Source organism: Burkholderia mycopellens, from assembly GCF_964265025.1.
Classification (GTDB): Bacteria; Pseudomonadota; Gammaproteobacteria; order Burkholderiales; family Burkholderiaceae; genus Burkholderia.
This window is the reverse complement of record NZ_OZ183802.1, coordinates 1773979-1800556: the sequence shown is the minus strand read 5'-3', so window position 1 is coordinate 1800556 and position 26578 is coordinate 1773979. Positions and strand designations below refer to the sequence as shown.

Annotated in this window: 23 protein-coding genes; 8 read left to right on the top strand and 15 right to left on the bottom strand. The window is 68.4% G+C overall.

The genetic code is table 11. From position 1 onward, the window contains the following. Positions 1 to 142: 142 nt before the first annotated feature. The 3 genes from ACPTTC_RS08330 to ACPTTC_RS08320 form a co-directional block, all read right to left on the bottom strand. Positions 143 to 556: a peptidase gene (locus ACPTTC_RS08330; RefSeq protein ID WP_423392171.1), complete on the bottom strand. Its 414-nt coding sequence runs from the start codon at positions 554 to 556 to the stop codon at positions 143 to 145. A 209-nt stretch (positions 557 to 765) separates the two neighbouring features. Continuing rightward, the gene (locus ACPTTC_RS08325) at positions 766 to 993 is read right to left on the bottom strand and encodes a sulfurtransferase TusA family protein (protein WP_006402122.1); all 228 of its coding nucleotides are present in this window, start codon (positions 991 to 993) and stop codon (positions 766 to 768) included. Between the two features lie 117 nt (positions 994 to 1110). Beyond that, positions 1111 to 2046 carry a LysR substrate-binding domain-containing protein gene (locus tag ACPTTC_RS08320; protein ID WP_423392170.1) on the bottom strand — a complete coding sequence of 312 codons (936 nt, stop codon included), beginning with the start codon at positions 2044 to 2046 and terminating at the stop codon, positions 1111 to 1113. 115 nt (positions 2047 to 2161) lie between these two features. Here ACPTTC_RS08320 and ACPTTC_RS08315 point away from each other — a divergent pair, with 115 nt between their 5' ends. Further along, positions 2162 to 3682: a CoA-acylating methylmalonate-semialdehyde dehydrogenase gene (locus ACPTTC_RS08315; protein ID WP_423392169.1), complete on the top strand. Its 1521-nt coding sequence runs from the start codon at positions 2162 to 2164 to the stop codon at positions 3680 to 3682. 59 nt (positions 3683 to 3741) lie between these two features. Here ACPTTC_RS08315 and ACPTTC_RS08310 read toward each other — a convergent pair whose 3' ends face one another. The 8 genes from ACPTTC_RS08310 to ACPTTC_RS08275 form a co-directional block, all read right to left on the bottom strand. Further along, complete coding sequence (locus ACPTTC_RS08310; RefSeq protein ID WP_423392168.1) at positions 3742 to 4626, bottom strand: MurR/RpiR family transcriptional regulator; 885 nt, start codon at positions 4624 to 4626, stop codon at positions 3742 to 3744. A gap of 272 nt (positions 4627 to 4898) precedes the next feature. Beyond that, positions 4899 to 6071, bottom strand: a complete 1173-nt coding sequence (locus ACPTTC_RS08305; RefSeq protein ID WP_423392167.1) for a Gfo/Idh/MocA family protein — start codon at positions 6069 to 6071, stop codon at positions 4899 to 4901. A 32-nt stretch (positions 6072 to 6103) separates the two neighbouring features. Beyond that, positions 6104 to 7030 carry a TIM barrel protein gene (locus ACPTTC_RS08300; protein ID WP_423392166.1) on the bottom strand — a complete coding sequence of 309 codons (927 nt, stop codon included), beginning with the start codon at positions 7028 to 7030 and terminating at the stop codon, positions 6104 to 6106. Between the two features lie 39 nt (positions 7031 to 7069). Further along, on the bottom strand, positions 7070 to 8083 hold the full coding sequence (locus ACPTTC_RS08295) for a Gfo/Idh/MocA family oxidoreductase (protein WP_423392165.1): 1014 nt from the start codon (positions 8081 to 8083) through the stop codon (positions 7070 to 7072). A 59-nt stretch (positions 8084 to 8142) separates the two neighbouring features. Further along, positions 8143 to 9054, bottom strand: coding sequence for a sugar phosphate isomerase/epimerase family protein (locus tag ACPTTC_RS08290; protein WP_423392164.1), 912 nt, complete (start codon positions 9052 to 9054; stop codon positions 8143 to 8145). 76 nt (positions 9055 to 9130) lie between these two features. Then, on the bottom strand, positions 9131 to 10156 hold the full coding sequence (locus ACPTTC_RS08285; RefSeq protein ID WP_226198067.1) for an ABC transporter permease: 1026 nt from the start codon (positions 10154 to 10156) through the stop codon (positions 9131 to 9133). A gap of 26 nt (positions 10157 to 10182) precedes the next feature. Continuing rightward, positions 10183 to 11766 carry a sugar ABC transporter ATP-binding protein gene (locus tag ACPTTC_RS08280; protein ID WP_423392163.1) on the bottom strand — a complete coding sequence of 528 codons (1584 nt, stop codon included), beginning with the start codon at positions 11764 to 11766 and terminating at the stop codon, positions 10183 to 10185. Between the two features lie 68 nt (positions 11767 to 11834). After that, positions 11835 to 12761: a sugar ABC transporter substrate-binding protein gene (locus ACPTTC_RS08275; RefSeq protein ID WP_175953003.1), complete on the bottom strand. Its 927-nt coding sequence runs from the start codon at positions 12759 to 12761 to the stop codon at positions 11835 to 11837. Positions 12762 to 13078: 317 nt separating this feature from the next. Between ACPTTC_RS08275 and ACPTTC_RS08270 the strand changes: the two genes are divergently transcribed. The 5 genes from ACPTTC_RS08270 to ACPTTC_RS08250 all read left to right on the top strand — a co-directional run bounded on the left by ACPTTC_RS08270 (position 13079) and on the right by ACPTTC_RS08250 (position 19378). Further along, a complete protein-coding gene (locus tag ACPTTC_RS08270; protein WP_423392162.1) occupies positions 13079 to 15037 on the top strand; it encodes a bifunctional 5-dehydro-2-deoxygluconokinase/5-dehydro-2-deoxyphosphogluconate aldolase in 1959 nt (652 codons plus the stop codon). 45 nt (positions 15038 to 15082) lie between these two features. Then, entirely contained in the window at positions 15083 to 16966 is a 1884-nt protein-coding gene (iolD, locus tag ACPTTC_RS08265; protein WP_423392161.1) for a 3D-(3,5/4)-trihydroxycyclohexane-1,2-dione acylhydrolase (decyclizing), read from the top strand. A 61-nt stretch (positions 16967 to 17027) separates the two neighbouring features. After that, positions 17028 to 17957: a myo-inosose-2 dehydratase gene (iolE, locus tag ACPTTC_RS08260; protein ID WP_423392160.1), complete on the top strand. Its 930-nt coding sequence runs from the start codon at positions 17028 to 17030 to the stop codon at positions 17955 to 17957. A 28-nt stretch (positions 17958 to 17985) separates the two neighbouring features. Next, entirely contained in the window at positions 17986 to 18801 is an 816-nt protein-coding gene (iolB, locus tag ACPTTC_RS08255) for a 5-deoxy-glucuronate isomerase (protein WP_423392159.1), read from the top strand. Between the two features lie 82 nt (positions 18802 to 18883). Further along, positions 18884 to 19378 (top strand): heme-degrading domain-containing protein, encoded by a 495-nt coding sequence (locus ACPTTC_RS08250; RefSeq protein ID WP_423392158.1) that lies wholly within the window; start codon positions 18884 to 18886, stop codon positions 19376 to 19378. Positions 19379 to 19424: 46 nt separating this feature from the next. On the opposite strand, the gene ACPTTC_RS08245 is transcribed toward ACPTTC_RS08250, so the two are convergent. The 4 genes from ACPTTC_RS08245 to ACPTTC_RS08230 form a co-directional block, all read right to left on the bottom strand. After that, positions 19425 to 20876: an MFS transporter gene (locus ACPTTC_RS08245; protein ID WP_423392157.1), complete on the bottom strand. Its 1452-nt coding sequence runs from the start codon at positions 20874 to 20876 to the stop codon at positions 19425 to 19427. Positions 20877 to 20951: 75 nt separating this feature from the next. Beyond that, complete coding sequence (locus tag ACPTTC_RS08240; protein WP_423392156.1) at positions 20952 to 21971, bottom strand: cyclase family protein; 1020 nt, start codon at positions 21969 to 21971, stop codon at positions 20952 to 20954. A 56-nt stretch (positions 21972 to 22027) separates the two neighbouring features. Continuing rightward, positions 22028 to 23308, bottom strand: coding sequence for a CaiB/BaiF CoA transferase family protein (locus ACPTTC_RS08235; RefSeq protein WP_423392155.1), 1281 nt, complete (start codon positions 23306 to 23308; stop codon positions 22028 to 22030). 59 nt (positions 23309 to 23367) lie between these two features. Beyond that, positions 23368 to 24132, bottom strand: a complete 765-nt coding sequence (locus ACPTTC_RS08230) for an IclR family transcriptional regulator (protein ID WP_175953012.1) — start codon at positions 24130 to 24132, stop codon at positions 23368 to 23370. A gap of 232 nt (positions 24133 to 24364) precedes the next feature. Here ACPTTC_RS08230 and ACPTTC_RS08225 point away from each other — a divergent pair, with 232 nt between their 5' ends. Next, the gene (locus ACPTTC_RS08225) at positions 24365 to 25255 is read left to right on the top strand and encodes an HpcH/HpaI aldolase/citrate lyase family protein (protein WP_175953013.1); all 891 of its coding nucleotides are present in this window, start codon (positions 24365 to 24367) and stop codon (positions 25253 to 25255) included. A gap of 200 nt (positions 25256 to 25455) precedes the next feature. After that, positions 25456 to 26538, top strand: a complete 1083-nt coding sequence (locus ACPTTC_RS08220; protein WP_423392154.1) for a porin — start codon at positions 25456 to 25458, stop codon at positions 26536 to 26538. The last annotated feature ends 40 nt before the right edge of the window (positions 26539 to 26578 follow it).

Here is a 26578-nt window from a genome sequence, read left to right as displayed (position 1 = left end):
ACCGGCGACCCCGGCTAAATATCTCAAAAAACGGGGCACGGACGAACCGGCGATTTCATCATAGTAGTATGAAATTCGCCAATAAATTGCGCGGACTGCCGTCTTTTCTTCGAATAATCCTTCCCGCCGTGCAATCGAGCGCCTAATCGATGCCTGCCACCTGCTCGGCAACATCATCGTCCGGCACGCGATGCGACAGCGGCTCCGGACGCGCCGCCTGTGCCAGCATCCGCTGCAGCTGGCCGCGCACGCGCTCCCACGCGGTGGCCGCGTAGTCCGGCTGGCTCGCCGCCCACGCCTGCGCCAGATCGAACACGCGCTCGATCGTCGCACCGCAGTAGGTCAGGCCCGCGCCGTCGTCCTGCGCGGCATCGCGCAGCCGTTCGTCGAGCCACTCGGCCAGCCACGGCATCTCGGCCGCGGCCGAATCCGCGTAGGCCTCCAACGCGGCACGCGCGTGGCGATCCTGTTGCGGGTCAAGCTCGATACGGCTCAGTCCCGATGCGCTGCGTTCCGCTCCGGACGGACTTCGAATGGTCCCTGGTCTGAAGGACATGTCCTCTCCCCGTTGTACGACGGTAGCGTCAGGCATGGCCCCCGTGCCTGCCATACGACGTACCGTGGCCGGCGCATCCGCTGGGAGCGGACGACCGGCCGGGTCAGTATACGCAGCCGATCACGAAGCGAGGTTTAAGAATTGTCAGAGAAGCGTGGCCGGCGACGTGCGGCCGGCGCCAGGCGTGGCCGGCACCGAGATGCGTGCCGTCAGCGGCGGCGCATCAGGAACACGAAGGTCTTGTCCTGCGTCGTCGATTCGACGATCTCGTTGCCCGTCTGCTTCGCGAACGCGGCGAAATCGCGCTGCGAACCGGGATCGGTCGCGAGCACCTTGAGGATTTGCCCGCTTTCCATGTCGGCGAGCGCTTTCTTGGCACGCAGGATCGGCAACGGGCAATTGAGCCCGCGCGCGTCCACTTCCTTGTGAATCTGCATCGGCTGTCGACCTTCGAATGTCGCGCCATCCAAGGCGCGGAGAGAAGCCGGGATTTTACCGCAGCGCCGCCGTGCCTGCCCGGACCGCCGGCAGCCCGGCGCCGGCGACCACCGGGCTCAGGCGCCCGAAAAGCCGCCCGCGAGCCGTTCGCGCAGGTGCCGAACGAGCGCGCGCACCGCGCTCGGCACGACCGGGCTGTACGGGCGGATCGCGAAGACGTGGTCGCCGAACGCGCCCGACGGCCGCCAGCCGTCGAGCAGCGCGACCAGCCGGCCGGCGTCGAGATCGCGCTGCGCGCTGAAATCCGGCAGTAGCGCGATGCCGAGCCCGCCGAGCGCGGCCTCGCGCATCGCCTCGCTGTTGTTCGCCGCGAAGCTGCCGCGCACCGGCACGCTCACGCGCTCGCGCCGCCGGCCGTGCGGCTCGAAGCTCCATGCGGCCGGCTCGTTGTCGCGCAGGTAGCACAGGCAGCTGTGCTCGACGAGCTCGCCCGGGTGTCGCGGCGACCCGCGCGCGTCGAGGTAGTCGCGGCTCGCGACCAGCAGCGAACGCGTGTCGCACAGCTTCCATGCGACGTGGGTCTGCGGCGCGGTGGTCGTATGGCGGATCGCGAGGTCGAAACCCTCCTGCGTCAGCGAATGCAGCCGGTCCGACAGGTCGAGCTCGATCTGCACGCCCGGATGCTGCCGCAGGAAATCGGGCAGGTGCGGCACGACCTGCTGGCGCCCGAGCGCGACCGGCACCGTCAAGCGCAGCAGGCCGCGCGGTTCCCCGGCCAGGTCCTTCACGCGCGCGAAGTGCTGCCCGATCGATTCGAACGCGTCGCGCGTACTGTCGACGAGCGTCTGGCCCGCGTCGGTGAGCCGCACGCTGCGCGTCGTGCGACGCACGAGCGGCACGCCGGCGGCTTTTTCGAGATCGGCGATGCGCTGGCTCATCGCTGCCTTGCTGATGCCGAGCCGCTGCGCGGCGGCCGTGAAACTGCCGGCCGCAGCCAGTACCGTCAGCGAATGGATGTGCGGCCAGAGCGCCTGGACATTTTGCTGATTCATCCAGTGATTATTCAGAATTCTGAACAGTGAATCAAGCTGCACGGCCTTCTCCCGCCCTGTGCGTTTGCCTAGACTTGGGGCTGTCCCCCCCCACCCGATTACCTCAGGAGACACGATGAATCCGGTTCCCGCGTACACCTCCGACGCCGACGTCGGCCACTACGTCGACGGCGCGCCCGTCGCCGGCCGCAGCGGCCGCTTCCAGGACGTCCTCAATCCCGCGCTCGGCCGCGTGGTGCGCCGCGTGGCGCTCGCCGACGACAGCGAAGTGCAGCAGGCCGTCGCGTCGGCCAACGCCGCGTTCCCGGCCTGGGCCGCGACGCCGCCGATCCGCCGTGCACGCATCCTGCACCGCTTCCTGCAACTGATGAACGAGCACCGCGACGCACTCGCGGCGATCATTACGGCCGAGCACGGCAAGGTGTTCTCCGACGCGCAGGGCGAAGTCGCGCGCGGCATCGACATCATCGAATTCGCATGCGGCGTGCCGCAGCTCCTGAAGGGCGACTTCACCGACCAGGTCAGCACCGGCATCGACAACTGGACGATGCGCCAGCCGCTCGGCGTCGTCGCGGGCATCACGCCGTTCAACTTCCCGTGCATGGTGCCGTGCTGGATGTTCCCGGTCGCGATCGCGACGGGCAACACGTTCGTGCTGAAGCCGAGCGAGCGCGACCCGTCGGCGGCCCTGTTCATCGCCGACCTGCTCACGCAGGCCGGGCTGCCGGCCGGCGTGTTCAACGTCGTGCAGGGCGACAAGGGCGCGGTCGACGCGCTGCTCGACCACCCCGACGTGCAGGCCGTCAGCTTCGTCGGCTCGACGCCGATCGCGGCCTACGTGCAGCAGCGCGCGGTGCAATCCGGCAAGCGTGTGCAGGCACTCGGCGGCGCGAAGAATCACCTCGTCGTGATGCCCGACGCGAACCTCGAGCAGGCGGTCGATGCACTGATCGGCGCCGCGTACGGCTCGGCCGGCGAACGCTGCATGGCGATCAGCGTCGCGGTGCTGGTCGGCGACATTGCGGACAAGATCGTGCCGCTGGTAGCCGAGCGCGCGCGCAAGCTGGTGATCGGCGACGGCATGTCGCCGGAAGTCGAGATGGGCCCGATCGTCACCGGCGACGCACTCAAGCGCATCGAAGGCTATATCGAGCAAGGCGTGAACGAAGGCGCGCAACTGGTGGTCGACGGCCGCGGGCTGCGCGTGCCGGGCCGCGAGGCAGGCTTCTTCACCGGCGGCACGCTGTTCGACCACGTGACGCCCGAGATGCGCATCTACAAGGAGGAAATCTTCGGGCCCGTGCTTGGCTGCGTGCGCGTGAAGGATTTCGGCGAAGCGGTCGAACTGATCAACGCGCACGAATTCGGCAACGGCGTGTCGTGCTTCACGAGCGATGGCGGCATCGCGCGCGAGTTCTCGCGGCGCATCCAGGTCGGGATGGTCGGCATCAACGTGCCGATTCCGGTGCCGATGGCGTGGCATGGCTTCGGCGGCTGGAAGAAGAGCCTGTTCGGCGACATGCATGCGTACGGCGAGGAAGGCGTGCGCTTCTATACGCGCCAGAAGTCGGTGATGCAGCGCTGGTCGTCGAGCATCGGCAAGGGCGCCGAATTCGCGATGCCGACCGCGAAGTAACCGCCTGACGGCACGCCGCCCGCGGATCAGTCGAGCGGGCGGCGCGGCGGCGGGATGCGTCAGCCGGCCTTCGTGTCGTGGGCGCCGTCGGCGGTCGGCAGGTACGACAGTTCGAGCCGGTACGCGAGCGCGACGAACAGGCTCTGCGCGAGGCCCATCGTGGCGGTCAGCGCGCGAAAGCCGAACGTCGCGCTGTCCTGCACCATCAGCGTCACCTCGGCCTCCCGCGCGAGCGGGCTCATCCGGCTGTCGGTGATCGCGATCAGCCGCGCGCCGCGCTGCACGGCCTGCTGCGCGACCTGCACCGTTTCCTCCGCATACGGCATGAACGAGATCACGATCATCACGTCGCCCTCGCGCACCGAGCGGATCTGCCCGAGATGCATGCTGCCGAGCGCGCTGAACAGCCCGATGCGCTTGTCGGTGTGCTGCAGCGCATAGTCGAGGTACACCGCGATCGGAAACGCGCGGCGCGAGCCCGCGATCCAGATCGCCTGCGTGTCGGCGAGCAGGTCGACGGCCTGCGCCAGCGCCTGCGAATCGAGCGTCTGCCGCAGTTGCTGCATCCCGGCGATGCTGCCCTTGATGAATTCGTCGGCGATCTGTTCGGGCTGCAGGCTCGACGAGCCCGCTTCGATCACGTCACGCAACCGCAGGTTGTACGCGCGCCCCGGCGCGATCTGCTGCGCGAGCCCCTCCCGGAACAGCCGCTGCATCTCGGAAAAGCCGGAAAAGCCGAAGTGCTTCGCGAAGCGCACGACGGCCGACGGCTGGACGCCGCATGCCTCCGCGAGCGACTGGATGCCTTCCAGCCCAAGCTGGTCCCGATGCGTTTCCACGTGGCGCGCGATCACCTTCAGGCGATTGCTGAGGCCGTCGTACTCCTGCGTCAGATGCTGCAGGAACTGCTCGACGGTGGCGGGAGGTTTCTCGGATGAACTCATCGGATAGCGCGAAGTTGACGGCCCCGATGCGCGCGCGATGCGGGCGGGCGCGGCCCGGGGCTCACCTGGATACATGCATGAAGGGCGAATTTAATCACGTTTGCGGCCCGGCCCGCGCCGCACGCTCGCTCCCACGCGCTCGATCATCACTTGCCTACGCTCCACGGCGATACTGGAAGCGATTGTCCGACGCTCTCGCGGCGTCGTAAAGATCAGGGTGTCTACCAAGGCCGGCCGCCACGGCAGCGCGTGGCGCAACCGGCCTGCCCTGCTCAGCGATAGTCGACCCACACGCCGCCCGCATCGGCGGATCGCACGCAGTGCTCGACCCAGCGCACGCCCTCCACGCCCGCATGGACGTCCGGATAGCGGATGCTCTTCAACGCGGCGGCGTCGCCGCGATCGGCCGCATCCATCGCGAGCGCGAAGCGCGCGTAGAGATTCGACCACGCGTCGAACAGCCCTTCCGGATGACCGGCGCCGATCCGATCCTCGCGCAACGCGTGCGGATGCAGATAACCCATCCCGCGATCGAGCACCTGCGCGGGCTGCCCCTGCACTTCGTAGCGCAACTGGTTCGGATGCTCGTCCCACCACTCGACGCTCGCCTTCGAGCCGATCACGCGCACCTTCTGGCTGTGCATCGAGCCCGCGTTCACCGCGCTCGACCACACGTAGCCGACCGCGCCGGTGTCGTATTCCATGATCGTGAACGCATTGTCTTCCAGCGGCGCGCGGCTCTTCACGAAGCTCTGCCGCGAACACATCAGCCGCCGGATCTTCAGCTCGGGCGCCATCACTTCGGAGAGGTACAGCGGATGCGTGCCGATGTCGCCGAGCACGTAGCTCGGGCCCGCGAACTTCGGGTCGACGCGCCAGCGCGCGGCCGCGCTCGCAGCCTCGACGCCCTCGCTGTGGAAGCCGTGCGCGAACTGCATCTGCACGATGCGGATTTCGCCGAGATCGCCGCGCGCGATCATCTCGCGCGCCTGCTCGATCATCTGGTGTCCGGAATACCCGTACGCGACGCCGACGATCCGGTTCTTCTCGACCGACAGCCGCTGCAGTGCTTCGGCCTCCTCGGTCGTGAAGCACAGCGGCTTCTCGCAGATTACGTGCAGCCCCGCGTTCAGCGCGGCGCGGCAGATTTCGAAGTGCGTATTGTTCGGCGTCGCGATCGACACCGCGCGAATGCCGTCCGGGCGCCGCGCCTCGGCGTCGAACATTGTCGCGTAATCGGAATAGCAGCGTTCGGCCGCGACGCCGAGCTTCACGCCGAACTGGCGGCCGCGTTCGGGATCGAGGTCGAACGCGCCGGCGACCAGCTCGAAACTGCCGTCGCGCAACGCGGCCGACCGGTGGCTGTAGCCGATCTGGCTGCCGAGCCCGCCGCCGACCATGCCCCAGCGAATCGAATGTCCAAGGAGAATCTGTCCGTCAATCATGATGGTGGTGTTCCTGGTGCGTGTTCAGAAGATCATGCAAAACCGGCCGACGCGAGAAACGCGCGGCTCGCGGCGACGTCGCGCAGGCTCGTGCCGGCGTTGCGCGGATCGCGCTCCTGCTCGATCGTGATGTAACCGGCGTAGCCGATCTCGTCGAGCGCGTGGCGGATCGCGCGGTAGTCGAGCACGCCGGTGCCGATCGGGCACATCACGCCGCGCGCGCACGCGGCGAAGAACGCGATGTGCTCGCCCATCACCGCGTCGTACACGGCGGCGTCGATGTCCTTGAAATGCACGTAGTCGACGCGCACTGCGTGACGGCGCAGCCACGTTTCCGGGTCCATGCCCGAGTAGTACAGGTGGCCCGTGTCGAGACAGAGGCCGGCCGTGTCGGCCGGAACGCCCGCGACGATCCGGTCGATTTCGTCCGCGAACTCGATGTAGCCGCCCGCGTGCGGATGAATCACCGCGCGCACGCCGAACTCGTCGCGCGCGATCGTCGCGATCTGCCGGATATGGTCGACCATCGCCGACCAGCGCTCGTCCGACAGCCGCGGCGCACGATCGCCGTGGCCGGCCGCGTAGTCGCGCTCCTCGTGGCCCCAGTCCATCACGACCAGGTACGGCGCCGCATGGCGCTGGCCGTCCTGCGTCGGCAGCCTGGGCAGCCGCGTGATCAGCGCGCAGATGTCGCGGGTCTGGCGCAGCAGGTTCGGCAGGTTCTCCGGCGACACGAGATCGTCGAAGATCGTGCCGGCGGTGATGCTCAGGCGTTGCCGCTCGAGCTCGGCGCTCACCACGTCCAGTTCGAGCGGGATGTAGCCGTAAGGCCCCAGCTCGATGCCCGAGTAGCCGGCCTGCGCGGCCTCGGCGAGCACCTGCCGCCACGGCGGCAGATGCGGGTTCTTCACGTCGTCGACACCCCAGCAGCACGGTGCGCAGCCAATCTTCATCGTCATGTCGGTCGGTCCTGTAGACAAGCGGCGGGTGGCCGCGGGTCAGCCGCGATAGAACGCGGGACGCTCGGCCATCGCGATCGGTTCGACCGCGCCGCTCTTCTGCGCTCGCACGCACGCATCGGCCGCGACCGCCGCCGCGTAGCCGTCCCACGCGGACGGGCCGGTCAGCGCGCCCTGCCGCACGCCGTCGATGAACGCCTGCAGCTCGACGTCGTACGACGCGATGAAACGTTCCTTCCAGTCGGTCATGATCTCGACCGACTGACGTGCCGCATGCTTGAGCCCCACGGCCGGCGGATCGGGCAGCTTCGCGATGCCCTGCTCGCCGACCACCTCGCACTGGATGTCGTAGCCGTACTGGCAGTTCACGAAGATCTCGACGTCGATGCGCACGCCGCTCGCGGTTTCCAGCAGCACGATCTGCGGATCGGCGAGATGCGCGGACGCATGGCGCGTCTTCTTCGGATAGACGACCTGCGTACTCACATAGTCCTCGCCGAGCAGCCAGCGCAGCACGTCGAGTTCGTGGATCAGCGTGTCGGTAATCGCCATGTCGGTCGTGTAGCGCTCGCCGACCGACTGGTTGCGGTGCGCGCAATGCAGCATCAGCGGCGCGCCGATTTCGCCGCTGTCGATCACGCGCTTCAGCGCGCGGTATCCTTCGTCGTACGGCCGCATGAAGCCGACCTGCACGAGCCGCTTGCCGTGCGCGACTTCGGCTTCGACGATCCGCATGCAGCCGTCGGCCGTGACGGCCAGCGGCTTCTCGCAGAACACCGGCTTGCCGTGCGCGATCGCGTCGAGCACGAACGCTTCGTGCGTCGGCCCCCAAGACGTGACGAGCACGGCCTGCACGTCGGCGGCCGCGACGACCTCGTGGCCGTCGCCGTAGATCTCCGCTTCGAGCCCGTACTTCGTCACCGCGTCGCGCGCCTGCCGCGGATCGATGTCGTTGACGGCCACGACGCGCGCGCCGGACAGCGTGCGGGTCAGTCTGCGGATATGGTCCTGGCCGATCGCGCCGCAGCCGATCACGCCGATTTGCAAGGTCATCTACGAGTCTCCAGTCGTTCATCAGCGGCGCGGCCCGTGCCGCGCCGGTCAACAATCGGTCAGCGCGCGGTGCGGTCGAAATGGCGATCGACGTAGCGCTGGATGGTGTCGCGCATGTAGCGCGACGATGCTTCCGCGCGGTCCTCCCACGCGAACACGCACGACGACATCACGCCGTCGAAGCCTGCCGCGCCGAGCGCGCGAAAGAACACGTCCCAGTCGATCTCGCCTTGCCCGATGTCGAGATGCTGGTGCACGCGGATCTGGTTCGAACCGGGCGGGTTCACGATGTAGCGCAGCTGGCTGCTCTTGCGGTGGTCGAACGTATCGGCCACGCGCACGTGCGCGAGGATCGGCGCGGCCTGCGCGATCATCGCGGCCATGTCGTCGCCGTAGTAGAACGTGTGCGGCGCGATATACGACAGCTTCAGCGACGGCGAGCCGAGGTTCGTGACGATGTCGATCGCCGGCTGCAGCTGCTCGATCCAGTCCTCCGGATGCGGCTCGACCGACAGCACGATGCGCTCGCGCTCCAGAATCGGCAGCAATTCGTCCATCGAGCGGAACCACGCGGCTTCGCACAGCTCCTTCGGGTTCGCGCCCGGCCGTTCGCCGACCGAACGCTCGGGCGACGCGCCGCGCCCGAACTCCGACACCATCAGCGCGCACTCCATCTCGACCGCCACCTCGATCGCCTTCTTCCAGCAGCGCACGGCCCATTGCCGCTCGTCGTCGAACGGGCTCGCCCAGCGGTACATCGGCTGCAGCGACGCGAGACCGACGCCGCTCGCGCGCATCGCCTGGCGGAACGCGGCCATGCGCTCGCGGGTCGCGCGCGGCATCACCCACCAGTCGAGAAAGTCGCTGCGCGGCGACAGCTCGATCTGGTCGTAGCCGAGCTCAGCCACCGCATACGGCAGGCGGTCGAGCGGCAGGTGGCGAATCATGTAGGGGTCCAGCGCGATCTTCATCGAAAGTCCTCGACGGTGGCGGGTTCCGGACGAAGGCGGCGGCACGTGCCGCGCTCGTCCCGCAATGCACGAAGGGTCAGCGGCGTTTTTTCTTGTTGCGGTACTGGTCGGCGATCACGGCCGCGACGATGATCGCGCCCTTGACCATCTCCTGGTAATACGCGTCGATGCGGATGAACGTGAAGCCCGACGTCATCACGCCGAGGATCAACACACCGATCACGGTGCCCGTCACGCGGCCGAGGCCGCCCGACAGCGACGTGCCGCCGATCACGACCGCCGCGATCGCGTCGAGCTCGTACATCACGCCCATGCCCGACTGGCCCGAGATCGCACGCGCGGCCGTCACGGTGCCGGCGATCCCGCTCAGGAGGCCCGCGATCGCGTAGACGAAGATCAGGTGGCGCGTGACGTTGATGCCCGACACGACGGCCGCATGACGGTTCGCGCCGATCGCGTAGGTGTACTTGCCGAAGCGCGTGTAGCGCAGCACGACGTGGAAGATCGCGGCGATCACGAGAAAGATGATCACCGGGTTGGCGCCCGCGCCGATGGCCGCGAACTGGTCGGTCAGCATCGACACCGGCATCCCGTTGGTGAACCACTTCGCGAAGCCGCGCGCGGCCACCATCGTGCCGAGCGTCGCGATGAACGGCGGGATGCCCGTCATCGCGATCAGCGAGCCGTTGAGCAGGCCGACCAGCAGCCCGACGCATACGCCGGCCAGCACGGGCCAGATGATCGGCAGGTCGGTCAGGTGCGGAAACACCGCGCGCGGGAAGTCGGACACCTGTGCGAGGCTCGCCGAGACGACCGCCGCGGCGGCGACGACCGAGCCCGACGACAGGTCGATCCCGCTGGTGATGATCACGAGGTTCACGCCGACCGCGATGATGCCGATCACGGCCATCTGCAGCACGATGATCTCGAGCCGCTCGGCGTTGAACAGGAAGCTCTGGCCGACGACGATCCAGCCGACGATCTCGAAGAACAGGCTGATGCCGACGAGCACCAGGAAGATGCTCAGTTCGGGCGGCCATTTCATGTGCCGCGTCTTGACGGTCATGGTCTGCGCATCCGCGACCGGGTTCAGGTTGCCCATTGCTATGTCTCCAATCTTGTTTCGGCTCAGCGCGACGCGAGATCCATGATGCGGACCTGGTCGGCGTCCTTGCGATCGACGATGCCGGTCATGCGCCCTTCGTGCATCACCATCACGCGATCGCTCATTCCCAGCACCTCCGGCATCTCCGACGAGATCATCAGCACCGCGACGCCCTTGCCGGCAAGCGCGCTGACGAGCCGGTGAATCTCGGCCTTCGCGCCGACGTCGATGCCGCGCGTCGGTTCGTCGAGGATCAGGATGCGCGGCTGCGTGAGCAGCCACCGGCCGATCAGCACCTTCTGCTGGTTGCCGCCCGACAGGTTCTGGATTTCCTCGTGCAGCCCGGGCGACTTCACGCGCAGCATCCGGCTCATTTCCTCGCAGTCGCGTTTCAGCTGCGCCTGCCGCACGAAATTGAACTTCACGTAGCGGTGGCTGAGCACCGCGGCTTCCATGTTCGCGAGCAGGTCGAGATTCAGGAAGCAGCCGGTGTCCTTGCGGTCTTCGGTGAGGAAGGCCATCCCGTGCTTCATCGCCTGCGCGGGCGTCGTGATGCGCACCGGCTTGCCGTCGATCCGGATCTCGCCCGACGTGGCCGGCACGACGCCGAACAGCGCCTCCGCGACGTTCGAGCGCCCCGAGCCGACGAGGCCGGCCACGCCGAGGATCTCGCCCGCGTGCAGCTCGAAACTCACGTCGCGGAACACGCCTTCGACGCCGAGGTTCTTCACCGACAGCACGACGTCGCCGATCGGCACTTCCTCCTTCGGGAACATCTGCGTGATCTCGCGTCCGACCATCATGCGGATGATGTCGTCGCGCGTGACGTCGCTCGATGCATGCGTGCCGATGTACTTGCCGTCGCGGAACACCGAGAACTCGTCGGCGATCTCGAACAGCTCGTTCATCTTGTGCGTGATGTAGACGATGCCCTTGCCCTGCTCGCGCAACTGGCGAATGATCCGGAACAGGTGCGTGACTTCCTTGTCGGTCAGCGCGGAGGTCGGCTCGTCCATGATCAGCACGTCGGAGTCGAACGACACGGCCTTCGCGATCTCGACCATCTGGCGGCTCGCGACCGTCAGCGTCCGCACGTCGGTTTCCGGATCGATGTCGATCGACAGCCGTTCGAACAGCTCGGCCGTCTGGCGGCGCAGCGCGGCGTGATCGATCAGGCCGAAGCGGTTCTTCGGTTCGCGACGGATCCAGATATTCTCCGCGACCGTCATGTACGGCATCAGGTTGAGTTCCTGGTGAATCATCGCGATGCCGCGGTCGAGCGCATCGAGCGGGCCGTTCAGCACGACGGGCTCGCCGTTGATCAGGATCTCGCCCTGGTCGGGCGTGTAGACGCCGGCGATGATCTTCATCAGCGTCGACTTGCCCGCGCCGTTCTCGCCCATCAGCGCATGGACGGTGCCGCGACGCACGCGGAACTGCACGCCGTCGAGCGCAACGACGCCGGGAAAGGCCTTGCCGACGCCGCGCACTTCGAGCACGCAGTCGGCCGCGGAAGAAGCCGGCGGGGCCGACGCGCCGGACGAGCCTGACGAAGGGGCCGGCGCATCGTCGCCGGCCATCGGGCGCGCGACTCTGGCTGTAAACATGGACGTTCCTCGACAAGTCGCGCGCGAACCCGGCCAGGCCGGGCCCGCGCAGTTCAACGGATCACCGGTCAGTGCTTCGCGTACTGGTTCATGTTCTCGGGCGTCACGAGCTCGAACGGCACGTTCACGTAACGGTCGACGGGCTGTTTCTTCGCGAGCTTGAGCGCAGCCGCGACGGCCTGTTGCCCCTGCCCGGCCGCGTTCTGGTACACCGACACCTTCAGCTCGCCGCTCTTCATCGACGCGAGGCCGTCCGGCGTCGCGTCGATGCCGGCGACGATCGTCTTCGGCGTCCACTTGCGCGCGGCCTTCAGCGCGTTGATCGCGCCGATCGCCATCTCGTCGTTGTTGGAGATGATCGCGTCGTACTTCGTGCCGGAGCTCAGCCAGTTCATCGTGATGTCCTGGCCCTGCGTGCGGCTCCACTTGCCTTCGCGCTTGTCGACGATCTTCATGCCCGCGCAATCCTTCGTCGCGATCACGTCCTCGATGTCTTTCGTGCGGGCGCGCGCCGATTCGTTGGACAGCTCGCCCATCAGCACGAGGAGGTCGCCCTTGCCGCCGAGCAGCTTGCACACCTGGCGCGCCTGCAGCGTGCCCGACTGCTTCTCGTCGGACGCGACGACCGCGACGCCGGCCGGCAGCTTGTCGAAATCGACCGGCTTGCGGTTCACGTACACGAGCGGGATCTTCGCGGCCGTCACCATCTTGGTGATCTTCGGCGTCGCGTCCGTATCGACCGCGTTCACGATGATCGCGTCGACCTTCTGCGCGATCATGTTCTGGACCTGGCTCAACTGCTTGCCGACATCGTTGCCGCCGTCCTCGATCTGCACCGTCGCGCCGTCCTTCTTCGCCGAATCGGCGATGCTGTTGCGCAGGATGGTCAGGAACGTGTCGTCGAACGACGCCATCGTCACGCCGATCTTCTCGGCATGCGCGAGCGGCGCAGCCAGGATCGCGGCGGCCGCGACGGCCATCAGCTTGGTCTTCATGATCAATCTGTCTCCTCATCTCCGGGGGGCGGAAGACGGCGCGTTGCGCGCCGCCGGGCCGAGTCCGATCTGATCCGATCGGGACTGAAGCATCCGGATGAAACTGTAGATCACTTCCTCGAAAATTTGGAAATTTATTTCTACGTGATTTCACCTAGGGAACTGGATTTCCAAAAAGTCTAGACTCCGTTCCGTAGCCCGATTCCTTGCGGCAGGCAGTCCCGCGTCGTGCAGCCCACGGTGCGGATCGTCGCCGGAAGATCGGTCCCCTAATTCGCCGGCATCGCCGAACGCCGGCTGCGAGCGTGACACGTGATATGAGCCTGCTGAACTTTCCGAGTGACCGCCCCATCGATCTCGCCTGCCTCGGCCGCGTGGCCGTGGATCTCTATGCGCAGCAGTACGGCAGCCGCCTGGAGGACGCGCGCAGCTTCCAGATGTACCTCGGCGGCTCGTCCGGCAACGTCGCATTCGGCGTGGCCCGGCTGGGGCTGAAGACCGCGATGATCTCGCGGGTCGGCGACGAACAGATGGGCCGCTTCCTGCGCGAGACGCTCGAGCGCGAAGGCTGCGACACGAGCCAGCTGCAGACCGACCGCGAGCGCCTCACCGCGCTGGTGCTGCTCGGGCTGAAGGATCGCGACACGTTCCCGCTGCTGTTCATGCGCGAGAACTGCGCGGACATGGCGGTGCGCGCCGACGAGATCAACGAGGACTTCATCGCCGGCTGCCGCGCGCTCGCGATCACCGGCACGCATCTGTCGACGCCGGGCACGCGCGAGGCGTCGCTGACCGCGCTCGGTTATGCGCGTCGCCACGGCGTCGTGCGGATTCTCGACATCGACTACCGGCCCGTGCTGTGGGGGCTGACCGCGCGCGGTGCGGGCGAGAACCGCTACGTGCCGGACGCGCAGGTGACGCGGCAACTGCAGCAGGCGCTCGGCGAATTCGACCTGCTGGTCGGCACCGAGGAGGAATTCCTGATCGCGGGCGGCGTGCCGCACGACCTGATCGGCTCGTTGCAGGCGGTGCGCAAGATCACGAATGCGGCGCTGGTCGTCAAGCGCGGCGCGCTCGGCTGCTGCGTGATCGAGGGCGACATTCCCGCCCGCATCGACGATGCGCCGACCTTCCTCGGCGAACGCGTCGAGGTGCTCAACGTGCTCGGCGCGGGCGACGCGTTCCTGTCGGGCCTGCTGTCGGGGCTGCTGCGCGGCCGCGACTGGGCCGAATCGACGCGCATCGCGAACGCGTGCGGCGCGATCGTCGTGTCGCGCCATGCGTGCTCCGCGGCGATGCCGACGCCGGCCGAACTCGCGCACTGGTTCGACGGCAGCCGCAATCCGGTGGTCGACGCCGACCACACGCTCGCGCACCTGCATCGCGTGACGGTGCCGCGCCGCGAATGGGACGACCTGTGCGTGATGGCGTTCGACCATCGCAGCCAGTTCTACGAACTCGCGATGCAGGCCGGCGCGGACGAAGCGCGGATCAAGACGCTGAAGCGCCTGCTCGTGCGCGCGGTCGAACAGGTCGAGCGCGATCGTCATATCGAAGGCCATGTCGGCGTGCTGATCGACGGCGGCGGCTATGGCAGCGACGCGCTTGCGTCGGCCACCGGACGCGGCTGGTGGGTCGGCCGCCCGGTCGAGTTGCCGGGCTCCCGGCCGCTGCGTTTCGACGCAACGCGCTCGATCGGCTCGTCGCTCACGCACTGGCCGACCGAACAGGTCGTGAAGTGCCTGGTTCACTATCACCCGGACGACCCGGTCGACCTGCGCGTCGAACAGGAGCAGCGCGTGCTGGAGCTGTGGGAAGCCACGCGCGAGAGCGGCAACGAACTCCTGCTGGAAATGATTCCGCCGCGCGCGGTCACGCCGGCCGGCACCGAGGACGACGCGGTGCTGCGCACGATCGCGCGCTTCTACAACCTCGGCGTGATGCCGGAATGGTGGAAGCTCACGCCGCTGAGCGCCGACGGCTGGGCGCGGCTCGCCGCGCTGATCGCCGAGCGCGACCCGCATTGCCGCGGCGCGGTGATCCTCGGGCTGAACCAGCCGTTGCAATACCTCGTCGACAGCTTCCGCTCGGCGACCAACCCGATCGTCAAGGGCTTCATGGTCGGGCGCACGCTGTGGGCCGATGCATCGCTGAACTGGTTCGCCGGCCGGATCGACGACCAGGCGCTGATCGACGAAGTCGCCGGCAACTTCGCGCAGCTGGTCGACGCGTGGCTCGGCCGCCGTGCCGCGGCCGCCCGCGCCGCCGCGGCCTGACGCGACACCCGCGACGATCCACCCGATCCCTCTTCACCGACCGACATGACCTCTACCGTAAGACTGACCGTCAGCCAGGCGCTCGTGCGCTACCTGGCCGCCCTGCGCGCCGAAGTCGTCCAGCCCGACGGCCGCACCGAGATCCTGCCGTACTGCGGCGGCGTGTTCGCGATCTTCGGCCATGGCAACGTGGCCGGGCTCGGAGAAGCGCTGCACGCGGAAAAGGACCGCCTGCCGACCTTCCGCGCGCACAACGAGCAAGGGATGGCCAATGCGGCCGTCGCGTTCGCGAAAGCGCATTTCCGCCAGCGGATGATGGCCGCGACGTCGAGCATCGGCCCCGGCGCGACCAACATGCTGACGTCGGCCGCGCTCGCGCACGTCGGCCGGCTGCCGCTGCTGCTGCTGCCCGGCGACGTGTTCGTGTCGCGGCTGCCCGACCCCGTGCTGCAGCAGGTCGAGGACTTCGAACAGGGCGACGTCAGCGCGAACGACTGCTTCCGGCCGGTGACGCGCTACTTCGACCGGATCACGTCGCCCGAGCAGTTGCTCGTCGCGCTGCCGCGCGCGATCCAGGTGATGACCGACCCCGCGCAGTGCGGCCCGGTGTGCCTCGCGCTGCCGCAGGACGTACAGACCTTCGCGTACGACTGGCCCGAGGATTTCTTCGCGCCGCCGGTGATCCGGATGCGCCGGCCGCCGGCCGACGCGCTCGAGCTCGCCGATGCGCTCGACGTGCTGAAGGCCGCGAACAAGCCGCTGATCGTCGCGGGCGGCGGCGTGCTGTACAGCCAGGCATGGGATGCGCTGCGCGCGTTCGCCGATACGCATGGCGTGCCGGTCGCCGAATCGCAGGCCGGCAAGGGCAGCCTCGCGTGGGACCATCCGCTGAATCTCGGCTCGATCGGCGTGACGGGCTCGCCCGCCGCGAACCGCGCGGCCGCGCAGGCCGACGTGGTGTTCGCGGTCGGCACGCGGCTGCAGGACTTCACGACCGGCTCGCACGCGCTCTATGGCAAGGCGACGCTATTGAGCCTGAACGTGCAGCCGTTCGACGCGGGCAAGAAACGCGGCCATCAACTGGTGGCCGATGCGCGCACGGGCCTCGGCCAGCTGTCGGCCGCACTGGCCGGCTGGCGCGCCGATCCGGCCTGGACCGCAAGCAACCGCGACCAGGCCGCCGCATGGCAGGCGCGCGTGACCGAGCTGACGACGCGCGTGCCGACAGACACGCTCCCGTATGACGCGGAAGTGATCGGCGCGGTGCGCGACTCCGCTGCGGACGCGGGCCGCGACAGCGCGCGCGACGACCTCGTCGTATGCGCGGCCGGCACGCTGCCTGCCGAACTGCACAAGCTGTGGCGCAGCGGCGCGCCGGGCAACTACCACATGGACTATGCGTACTCGTGCATGGGCTACGAGGTCGCGGGCGGCCTCGGCGCGAAGCTCGCGCGGCCCGAGCGCGAAGTGATCGTGATCGTCGGCGACGGCTCGTACATGATGCTCAACGCGGAACTCGCGACGTCCGTGATGCTCGGCCGCAAGCTGATCGTCGTGATCCTCGACAACCGCGGCTACGGCTGCATCGAGCGGCTGCAACTGAATTGCGGCGGCGCGAGCTTCAACAACATGCTCGACGACTGCGTGCCGGAAGGCGGCGAGCGCTCGACGATCGATTTCGCGATGCATGCGCGTGCGATGGGCGCCGAAGCCGTGCACGTGCGCGACATCGGCGAGCTGCGCAGCGAGATGAAGCGCGCCCGCGCGGCGAAGAAGAGCCAGATGCTCGTGATCGACACCACGCACCGGCGCACGACCGACGACGGCGGCGCATGGTGGGAAGTCGCGGTGCCGCAGGTGTCCGAACGCGCCGGCGTCGACGCGGCGCACCGCGCGTATCTCGATGCGAAGACCCGGCAGCGGCGCTGATCGCGCGCACTGCCCACCGACCCTCCCCGCGAAAAACCCATTCGAACCAAGGAAGCACGTCATGAGCTGGAACGTCCGCATCGGTATCAATCCCCTGTCGTGGATGAACGACGACCTGCCGTCGCTCGGCGGCGAGACGCCGCTCGAAACGGCGCTGAAGGAAGGCGCCGAAATCGGCTACGCGGGCTTCGAGCTCGGCAACAAGTTTCCGAAGACGGGCCCCGAGCTGAAGGCGAAGCTCGCCGAGTTCGGCCTCGTGTGCGTGTCCGGCTGGTATTCGGGTTTCCTCGCCGAGGTCGAACCGGGCATGAGCGACGCGGAGGCGGTCGCCGCGGAAATCGAGCGCTGCCGCGCGCACATGACGAAGCTGCAGTACAACGACGTGAAGGTGGTGGTCTACGGCGAATGCGCGGGCACGATCCAGGGCAACATCGACACGCCGGTCGCGAAGCGGCCGCGCTTCGTCGACGACGAAGCCTGGCGGCGCTACGCGGCACGTCTCGACGCGTTCGGCGCGTACCTGCTCGACGCGTACGGCATCAAGCTCGCCTACCATCACCACATGGGCGCGTACGTCGAGTCGCCCGACGACGTCGACCGGCTGATGGCGCTGACCGACCCGGCGAAGGTGTTCCTGCTGTTCGATACCGGCCACGCGTATTTCGGCGGCGCGGCCGACCCGGTGACGCTGCTGAAGAAACATGTGTCGCGCGTCGTTCACGTGCATTGCAAGGACGTGCGGCCGCAGGTCGTCACGCAGGCGCGCAACGACGGCTGGAGCTTCCTGAACGGCGTGATCAACGGCACCTTCACGGTACCGGGCGACGGCGCGCTCGACTACGACGCGACGCTGCGCACGCTGAAGGACGCCGGCTACGAAGGCTGGCTCGTCGTCGAGGCCGAGCAGGATCCGGCCGTGGCGCCGAGCTATGCGTATGCGAAGAAAGGCTACGAATCGCTGCGCGCGATCGTCGACCGGTTGAGTGCGTAAGCCCTACCCTATTGCGGAGCCCCACCCCATGACGATTTCCCCCCTGCTGGTCAAAGCCTCTGCCGAGCGCGAAATCTGCAACGTCACGCCCGAGTCGGCCGGCTGGAAGCACGTCGGCTTTCGTGCGCTGCGATTAAAGGCCGGCGACACCGAAACGCTCGACACCGGCGCGCGCGAGCTGTGCGTCGTCGTGCTCACCGGCACGGTGCGCGCGGCGGTCGACGGCACGACCTACGACGCGCTCGGCAAGCGCGACAGCGTATTCGAGGACGTGTCGCCGGACGCGCTGTACGTGCCGGGCGGCAAGACGGTCACGCTGGTCGCGACGCGCGATGCGGAAATCGCGCTGTGCACCGCGCCGTACGCGAGCGGCGACAAGCCCGTGCGGCGCCTCGACGGCGAGCGGATGCGCCGCTCGGTGCGCGGGCAAGGCACCAACACGCGCTACGTGTGCGACATCCTGATGGGCGACAACCCGGCGGCCGACCGGCTGCTCGTGGTCGAGGTCGTCACGCCGGCCAGCCATTCGAGCAGCTATCCGCCGCACAAGCACGACCGCGACGCGGCACCCGACGAGACGTCGCTCGAGGAAACCTATTACCACCGGATCGATCCGCCGCAGGGTTTCGCCTTCCAGCGGGTGTACACGGACGACCGCAGCCTCGACGAAGCGTGCGCGGTGGAAGACCACGACGTCGTGATGGTGCCGCGCGGCTACCATCCGGTCGTCGCGCCGCACGGCTACAACCTGTACTACCTGAACGTGATGGCCGGGCCGAGCCGCGCATGGGCGTTCAAGAACGATCCCGCGCACGAGTGGATGCTCGACGCACCGAAGCGCTGATGGAAAGACGGGCCCGCGCGCGGCCCGTGACGATGCGACGCCCGGCACGCGCACCCAGAGCCGGCGACGCCACGGAGCCGCCATGGTGACGACCCTCTTTCGCCTCGAACCCCATCCCTTCGACGACGACGCGTCGAACCCGGCGCTGCCGCGCTTCGATGCGGCCATCGCGCGCCGGATCGGTGAAATTGCAGTCAACCTTGCCGCGCGCCGCGGGCTGCCGATCGCGGTGAGCATCGTCGGCGAGCAGGCGCCGCTGTTCTACTGCGCGCTCGACGGCAGCGGCGCCGGCGACAGCGACGCGATCCGCCGGCGGCAGAACACGGTATTGCGCTTTGGCCTGAGTTCGCTCGCGGTCGGCGAGCGCTTTCGCCGCGCCGGCTGGTCGCTGCAGTCGCAGGGGCTGTCGGACGACGACTATGCGCTCGACGGCGGCGGCGTGCCGTTGCGGCTCGCCGGAACCGGCATCGTCGGCGCGATGACGATCGCGGGGCTCGACGACGCGCGCGATCATGCGCTCGTCGTCGAGTGCCTGCGGTGGCACGTCGGCGCGCACGCGCTGGCGATGAGCACGTAGCAGCCGTTGCGCCGTTGCGCCGTTGCGCCGTCACGCCGTCACGCCGTCACGAACGGCGCGTCGGCAGCGCGTCGAGCGTGCGCGCCGGCCGTTTCGCCACGGCGGCGTCGGCCGCCTCGTCCGGGATATCGTCGAGCGACCGGTTGTTGGTGCGCGGCCCGAACGCACCGATCGACAGCATCACGATCAGCATGCTGCCGCCGATCAACGCAAACACCGCCGACACGCCCGCCCGCTCGAGCAGCAGCGCGACGATGAAACTGCTGACGGCCCCGGTCAGGCGGCCGATCGAATGCACGAAACCGAGCGCGCGCCCGCGGATCGCGGTCGGAAACAGTTCCGACTGGTACGCGGTGCCGTTGCTCGCGAGCACCGTGCTCGACAGCGTGACAAGCAGGCCGAACGCAATCACGAACGACGCTTGCGCGGACATCGCGAACGCGCTGCCGAACAGCGCGACGCCGAACGCGGACGCAACGATCAGCCACTTGCGCTCGATCCGGTCCGCGACCAGGCCGGCGACGAGCGGCGACACCGGATACGCGAACGCGATCACGAACGCATAGCCGAGACTCTTCGTGACGGTTGCGCCCTGAGCGGCGAGCAGCGTCGGCAGCCATTGGCTGAAACCGAAGAAGCCGATGCTCAGGAACCCGTTGAACGCAATCAGCATCGCGGTGCGGCCGCGGTATCGCGCCCCCCACATCGACGGTGCGTGCTGCGCGGGCGGCACGGCGGCGGCCGGTAACCGGACCGCGGGCAGCGGCCGACCGGATTCGCGCTCCACCATGCGTTCGAGTTGCTGCACGATGCGCTCGGCTTCCGCCTCCCGGCCCGCGCCGACCAGCCAGCGCGGCGACTCCGGCAAGCGCGACTGCAGCCACCAGACGACCACCGCACCGCTTCCGCCGAGCAGCACGACCCAACGCCACCCGGACCAGCCGAGCGGATCGCGCGGCACCCAGAGCCACGACACCAGCGCAAGCACCGGCATGGCCAGGTAGCCGACGGCGAAGCAGACGGCGAATGCCCGGCCGCGTACCGCCTTCGGCACCAGTTCGGTCAGGAACGCGCCGATCGTAATCAACTCCGCGCCGACGCCGCAGCCCGCGACGAAGCGGCACACGAGCACGCCGAGCGCGCTCGACTGCACGCACATCATCAGACTCGCCGCGGTATAGAGCAGCAGCGCACCGGTAAACAGCGCGCGGCGCCCGTAGCGATCCGCCAGACGCGACACGAACATTTCGCCGATGAACAGCCCGATGAACGTCGCCGCGCCGAGCGCGCCCTGGTCCGACATGCCGAGCACGCCGCGTGCGCCGGTGTGAAAGATGCCGTCGCGAATCAGCCCCGGCGGCAGGTAGGTCATCTGGAACAGGTCGTAGACCTCGAAAAAGCCGCCGATGCTCAGGAACAGCACGAGCTTCCAGATACCGGCTGTCGCCGGCAGGCGATCGATGCGCGCGGCGAGCGATGCCGCAAGGGAGTCAGACATGGCGTGTCCTCGGTAGTCGCCCGCGCGGCGCGCGGGACGGCGGTCATGGCGCGGCACGGGCCGCGCGGCGGGCAATCACACGGTGGCGACCGGATTGACCGGCGAGCCGACGAGCCCGCGCAAATGCAGCGGCGGCGCGGTCAGCAGGAAGCGGCTGCGGCGATGCCCATGCAGCCAGCCCGCGAGCGGCGTCAGGTGCCACAGTTCGCCGAGATGGATGCCGAGCTTGAACAGGCACAGCTCGTGCAGCGGCATCAGCGCACCCGGCTGCGCGAACGGCTGCGCATCGCGCGGGCGCTCCTCGACCGCGTGGTTGTCGGCCGCGAGCGCCGCGAGCCCCGACGCGTCGATCCAGTTCAGCAGGCGCTCGTCGGCGCCGTCCAGCACACAGCAGGCATGCGGCGTACCGGTCTCGCCGCGCGCGGCCGCTTCCAGCAGCCGGTCGGCGAAACCGGTGTGCACGCACACGATATCGCCGCGCTCGACGCTCACGTCATCCGCGTGCAGCACCGCCATCCAGTCATCGAAACCGACCTTGCGCCGCGCGTCGCCGAAGTGACGCCGCAGGTCGACCATCACGCCGCGCCCCTGCACGCCCGTGCGCGCCATCACCTCGATGCCGAGCGCCTGCGCGCCACCTTCCGGCGCACCGGCCTGCGGCACCCGGATATGCTCGTCCATCCGGTAGCCGTTGTAGAACACGCGCGTCTTTTCACCATCGCCCGCCGGATCGAACAGCGAACCGACGTGCGACAGCGCGTCCCATTGCGTCGAGAACTGCGAATGCATGCAGAATGCGTCGTCGCACACGACATCGGTTGCGTTTGCAACCTGTTCGTCCGCGCGATAGCCGAAGTACGGCGTGTCGCCCATCAGCGCCGGCATGATCGCCGGCGGACGCCGCCGCGCATTCAATCCGCCGCCGCGCGGCACGTCGAGCGGCAGGCTCAGCGAAAAAACGCGGCCTTCGCGCACTTCCGCGACGCCGCGCAACACGGCGTCAGGGGTCAGCCAGTTCAGGCGCCCTTTCTGGTCGTCCGGGCCGAAATCGCCCCAGTTCGAGCCTGGCGCCCGATGGGTCCAACGCGGATTCATGGTGTCTCCTCCATGCAATGTCCGGTGCATCCGGTGTCGGTCGATACGCGGCCCGCTTACCGCGAACGGATCACGCCCAATGCGGCGAGCCGCGCGTACTCGTGCTCGCCGAGCAGCGGCTGCAGGATCTCGCGGTTGTGTTCTCCGAGCGCGGGCGCGGGCCGGCGGAACGCGCCGGGCGTACCCGACAGGCGCGGCGTGACGTTGTGCATCGGCAGGCTGCCGACGTCGTCGTCGGGCAGTTCGACCAGCGCCTCGCGTTCGATCACGTAGCGATCCGCGACGATCTGCGCGATGTCCTGGATCGGCCCGGCCGTCACGCCCGCTTCCTCGAAGAACGCGAGATTGGCGTCGAGATCGCGTGCGCCGATGAATTCGCCGACGATCGCATCGAGCGCTTCCGCATGCCGCACGCGCAGCGCGTTGGTGGCATAGCGCGGATCGTCGATCAGGTCCGCGCGACCGATCGCGCGGAACAACCGTTCGGCCATCGCCTGCGTCGAACTCGACAGGCACAGCCATTTGCCGTCGCGGGTGCGATACGCATTGCGCGGCGCGGTGTTGGTCGAGCGGCTGCCGGTGCGCGGCTTGATCTCGCCCGTCATCACGTAGTTCGCCGCGGCCGGCCCGAGGATCGACAGCAGCGGCTCGAACAGCGACACGTCGATCACCTGCCCCGCCGCACGCTGCGACCCGCGCGCATGCAGCGCGACCAGCACGGCGAGTGCGCCGGACATCCCGGCCGTCATGTCGGCAAGAAACATCGGCGGCAGCACCGGCTCACGATCGGCGAAGCCGTTGATCGCCGCGAAGCCCGCATAGCCTTCGGCGAGCGTGCCGAAGCCCGGCTTGTGGCGATACGGGCCGGTTTGCCCCCAGCCGGAGATCCGCGCGATCACCAGTTCCGGCCGGATCGCGAGCAGGTCGTCGGGGCCGAGCCCCATCCGCTCCGCGACGCCCGGCTTGAAGCTCTCGACGAACACGTCCGCGTCGCGCACCAGCCGGCGCACGATGTCGACGCCCTCCGGCGTGCGCAGATCGACGCACACGCTGCGCTTGTTGCGTCCGTACACCTTCCAGTTCGTGCTGATTCCGCCCGCGCCGACCGCGCGCAGCGTATCGCCGCGCTCGCTTTCGACCTTCACGACGTCCGCGCCGAAGTCGGCGAGCTGCACGCTCAGCATGTTGCCGGCCATCAGGCGCGACAGGTCGACCACGCGCACGCCGGACAGCGGTCCGCGCGCATCTGCGTCGAACGATTTCGGACGGATCGGGCCGGTGGACGCGCGACGATGCGCGCCGGCCGCGCGGGCGGCCTGCGTGTCGGGTACGGACATGACTGTCTCCTGGTTGGTATGGGTCGGTGAATCAGCGACGCGCGCGCCGCGCGCCTGCGCTATTCGAGCAGCGCGCCAAGCTGGTCGGCCGCCGGGAACGGCGCGCTCGCCGCGTGCAGATCGCCGCCGAGCGCGTGCGTCAGCTCGGCAGCGGCGGCCTGCACGTACGGCAGGTAATCGGCCAGCACTTTCTTGTTGAAGCGATAGCGCGGCACGCCGAGCGAGATCGCCCCGCTCAGCACGCGGCCGACGCCGAACGCCGGGCACGCGATCGCCGCGCTCTCCGGATCGCGCTCGGCAATCGACACGGCATAGCCCTGCTCGGCCGTCTTCTCGTACTCGCCGCCGCGCGTGCCGGAAAACGCGAGCAGCACGCGCCCCGCCGCGCCGGCGTCGAGCGGAAAACGGTCGCCTTCGCGTAGATGCGTGCGCACCGAGCGCTGTGCCTGGATGCGGAACAGGCAGACGCGCTGGTCGCCCTCGCGCACGTAGAACGCGGCGGTTTCGCCGGTCTGCGCCGACAGCGTCGACAGGATCGGCATCACGTGCTCGCGCAGCTGGAACGATTCGCGGTACATCACGCCGAGCTGGAAGACGGCCGGCCCCAGCACATAGCGCCCGTCGGGCAGGCGCTTGATGAAGCGGAACTGTTCGAGGGATTCGAACATCCGCAACAGCGTGCTCATGTTGAGCCCGGTCGCATCGCTGACCTGCGCGAGCATCAGCCCGCCAGGCGCGCCCGCGAAGGCGAGCAGCGCGGTCAGCGCGCGATTGACCGCGGCCACGCCGCCTTCTGCCTGATTGTTCGTCTCCACCTTGCTCATGTCCGCCTCGTACCGTGCCGGGCGACGGTGCAACCCGCATCGCCCAGGGTCATCAAAAAATGAAAGTTACTTTCATTATACGCATGACGACGATGACATCAACATGAATTCGCATGACCTCATGCGTTCATCTTCTTTCAATTGCTCGCAAATATAGGCGTTAACGATAATCTTGACGAATACCCCAATCGATCACAAAAATGAAAGTAGCTTTCATTTTTCGAGAACAACGATGAATTCCTCTTCCCAACCGGTCTGGCGCTCGCTTCTCTACGTTCCCGCCCACGTCGCCCGCTTCGTCGCGAAGGCCGCGGCCAGCACGGCCGATGCGCTGATCCTCGACCTCGAGGACAGCGTCCCGTTCGCCTGCAAGCCCGACGCCCGCGCCGGCCTCGCCGACGCCGTGCCGATGCTGCGTGCCGCCGGCCGCGACGTGCTGGTCCGCGCCAACGGCCCGCTCGACCTGCTGGTGCCCGACCTGCGCGCGGCCGTGCGGGCCGGCGTGCACGGCGTCGTGCTGCCGAAGGTGCGCGGCGGCTCGCATGTCGAGGCGATCGACGAACTGCTGGCCACGCTCGAGGATGAAGCCGGCGCCGCGCCCGGCAGCACGCGTATCGTCGCAATCATCGAAACGCCGCGCGCGTTCCAGGCGATGGACCGGATCGCGCGCGCATCGCCGCGCGTCGTCGCGATGATGCTCGGCGGCGGCGACTTCGCGCTGAACTGCGAAAGCGGCACCGGCGCCGACGTGCTGCGCGTGCCGAAGCAGTTGCTGATCATCGCCGCGCGAGCGGCCGGCATCCTGCCGCTCGGCCTGATCGACGGTCTCGACGAGTTGCGTGACCTCGAGGCGTTCGAGCGCATCGCCCACGCGTCCGCGGCGCTCGGCTATGCGGGCGCCACCTGCATCCATCCGCTGCAGGTCGATGCGCTGAACCGCGCGTTCCGGCCCGACGACGACGCGGTGCGCAGCGCGCGGGCCGTACTCGCCGCATACGACGACGCTCGCGCCAACGGTCGCGGCGCGCTGCGCGTCGACGGCCGGATGGTCGACGCCGCCGGCGTCGCGCAAGCGGCGCGCGTACTCGCGCGCGACGCAGCCGTGCGAGCCCGCGCGCGCTGACCCGCGCGCCCCGACGATGCGCCTGCCCCCTCATCCGATCCCGCTGCCGGGAGTCGCCCGCGTGCGCCGCACGACGCGTGCGGGCGGCCCGGCGCGGCACGCCCCATTCGCCGTCCGCCCCGGATAGCGAGCCCGCGCCGCGCCCCTCGACCCACGCGGCGCACATCGCGAACAACAACCCAAAACAAGGAGACAGCCCCATGGGCAAGCGAATGTCCGCATTGTGCGGACTGGGCCTCGTATCGGCCGGCGCCTGCGCGCAGGCCAGCCTCACGCTGTACGGCGTCGCCGACGTCTACACCGAATTTCTCACCGGCCAGGCCGCGCCGGACGGCAAATCGTCGGCGTCGCTCGTGCGGATGGCCTCGGGCGGCAAGAGCGGCTCGCGCTGGGGCCTGAAGGGCGTCGAGGATCTCGGCGACGGCTGGCAGGCCGCGCTTCGCGTCGAGAGCAGCATCAACCTGACCAACGGCACCGGCGCCGGCTCGGGCGGCTTCGACCGCTCCGCCTGGGTCGCACTGCAGCACGATCGCTGGGGCGCACTGCGGCTCGGCCGCCAGTACACGACGCTGTTCGACATCATGGAGCGCTATTCGCCGACGGGCGCCTATTCGACGCTGTACGAGCCGGACGGCGCGATCGTCGGCATCAACTATCGCGAGAACAACGTCGTCAAATACCTGGCGAAGCTCGGTGCGCTGACGCTCGAAACGCACTACACATTCGGCGGCACGGCGGGCGCGTTCCAGTCGAACGCCGCGTACGGCGCGGGCTTCGACTATGCCGGCGGGGCGTTCTCGTTCGCCGCGGCGTTCGACGATGTCCACACGCCGCAGCCCGGCGGCTTCGCGCATTTTCGCCGCTACGCCGCTTCCGCACTCGTGCCGCTCGGCCGCGCGCAACTGCTGGCCGGTGTCGAGCACGCGCGCAGCGACATCGCCGCGCCGTCGGTCGTGACGAATTTCACGTTCTGGTGGGCCGGCGTCCGCTACGCCGTCACCGATTTCCTGCAGGTGATCGGCGCGGTCTATTACGAAAACATCCGGGCGCAGAATCCTGCCCATGCACCAACGCCCGCGTCGCTTCCCGCCAGTCCGCAGCAGATCACGCTGCAGTTGAACTACTTCGTGTCCAAGACGGTGACGCTGTACCTGGCGGGCGGCTACGCGCATCGCGCCGCGCTCGACTTCGACAACGACAACTACAACTTTCTGCACTACTCGCTCGCCGCCGATCGCTCGGGCAGCGCGGGCGTCGCGCTCGGCCTGCGCAAGGCGTTCTGACCTCGCCCCCTTCTCCCCGCACCTGAAATTTTCGGAGTCC

Excerpts from the sequence above, each read along its gene's own strand:
- ACPTTC_RS08330 (WP_423392171.1), bottom strand. The coding sequence starts at position 556 with ATGTCCTTCAGACCAGGGACCATTCGAAGTCCGTCCGGAGCGGAACGC.
- ACPTTC_RS08325 (WP_006402122.1), bottom strand. The coding sequence starts at position 993 with ATGCAGATTCACAAGGAAGTGGACGCGCGCGGGCTCAATTGCCCGTTG.
- ACPTTC_RS08320 (WP_423392170.1), bottom strand. The coding sequence starts at position 2,046 with ATGAATCAGCAAAATGTCCAGGCGCTCTGGCCGCACATCCATTCGCTG.
- ACPTTC_RS08315 (WP_423392169.1), top strand. The coding sequence starts at position 2,162 with ATGAATCCGGTTCCCGCGTACACCTCCGACGCCGACGTCGGCCACTAC.
- ACPTTC_RS08310 (WP_423392168.1), bottom strand. The coding sequence starts at position 4,626 with ATGAGTTCATCCGAGAAACCTCCCGCCACCGTCGAGCAGTTCCTGCAG.
- ACPTTC_RS08305 (WP_423392167.1), bottom strand. The coding sequence starts at position 6,071 with ATGATTGACGGACAGATTCTCCTTGGACATTCGATTCGCTGGGGCATG.
- ACPTTC_RS08300 (WP_423392166.1), bottom strand. The coding sequence starts at position 7,030 with ATGACGATGAAGATTGGCTGCGCACCGTGCTGCTGGGGTGTCGACGAC.
- ACPTTC_RS08295 (WP_423392165.1), bottom strand. The coding sequence starts at position 8,083 with ATGACCTTGCAAATCGGCGTGATCGGCTGCGGCGCGATCGGCCAGGAC.
- ACPTTC_RS08290 (WP_423392164.1), bottom strand. The coding sequence starts at position 9,054 with ATGAAGATCGCGCTGGACCCCTACATGATTCGCCACCTGCCGCTCGAC.
- ACPTTC_RS08285 (WP_226198067.1), bottom strand. The coding sequence starts at position 10,156 with ATGGGCAACCTGAACCCGGTCGCGGATGCGCAGACCATGACCGTCAAG.
- ACPTTC_RS08280 (WP_423392163.1), bottom strand. The coding sequence starts at position 11,766 with ATGTTTACAGCCAGAGTCGCGCGCCCGATGGCCGGCGACGATGCGCCG.
- ACPTTC_RS08275 (WP_175953003.1), bottom strand. The coding sequence starts at position 12,761 with ATGAAGACCAAGCTGATGGCCGTCGCGGCCGCCGCGATCCTGGCTGCG.
- ACPTTC_RS08270 (WP_423392162.1), top strand. The coding sequence starts at position 13,079 with ATGAGCCTGCTGAACTTTCCGAGTGACCGCCCCATCGATCTCGCCTGC.
- iolD (WP_423392161.1), top strand. The coding sequence starts at position 15,083 with ATGACCTCTACCGTAAGACTGACCGTCAGCCAGGCGCTCGTGCGCTAC.
- iolE (WP_423392160.1), top strand. The coding sequence starts at position 17,028 with ATGAGCTGGAACGTCCGCATCGGTATCAATCCCCTGTCGTGGATGAAC.
- iolB (WP_423392159.1), top strand. The coding sequence starts at position 17,986 with ATGACGATTTCCCCCCTGCTGGTCAAAGCCTCTGCCGAGCGCGAAATC.
- ACPTTC_RS08250 (WP_423392158.1), top strand. The coding sequence starts at position 18,884 with ATGGTGACGACCCTCTTTCGCCTCGAACCCCATCCCTTCGACGACGAC.
- ACPTTC_RS08245 (WP_423392157.1), bottom strand. The coding sequence starts at position 20,876 with ATGTCTGACTCCCTTGCGGCATCGCTCGCCGCGCGCATCGATCGCCTG.
- ACPTTC_RS08240 (WP_423392156.1), bottom strand. The coding sequence starts at position 21,971 with ATGAATCCGCGTTGGACCCATCGGGCGCCAGGCTCGAACTGGGGCGAT.
- ACPTTC_RS08235 (WP_423392155.1), bottom strand. The coding sequence starts at position 23,308 with ATGTCCGTACCCGACACGCAGGCCGCCCGCGCGGCCGGCGCGCATCGT.
- ACPTTC_RS08230 (WP_175953012.1), bottom strand. The coding sequence starts at position 24,132 with ATGAGCAAGGTGGAGACGAACAATCAGGCAGAAGGCGGCGTGGCCGCG.
- ACPTTC_RS08225 (WP_175953013.1), top strand. The coding sequence starts at position 24,365 with ATGAATTCCTCTTCCCAACCGGTCTGGCGCTCGCTTCTCTACGTTCCC.
- ACPTTC_RS08220 (WP_423392154.1), top strand. The coding sequence starts at position 25,456 with ATGGGCAAGCGAATGTCCGCATTGTGCGGACTGGGCCTCGTATCGGCC.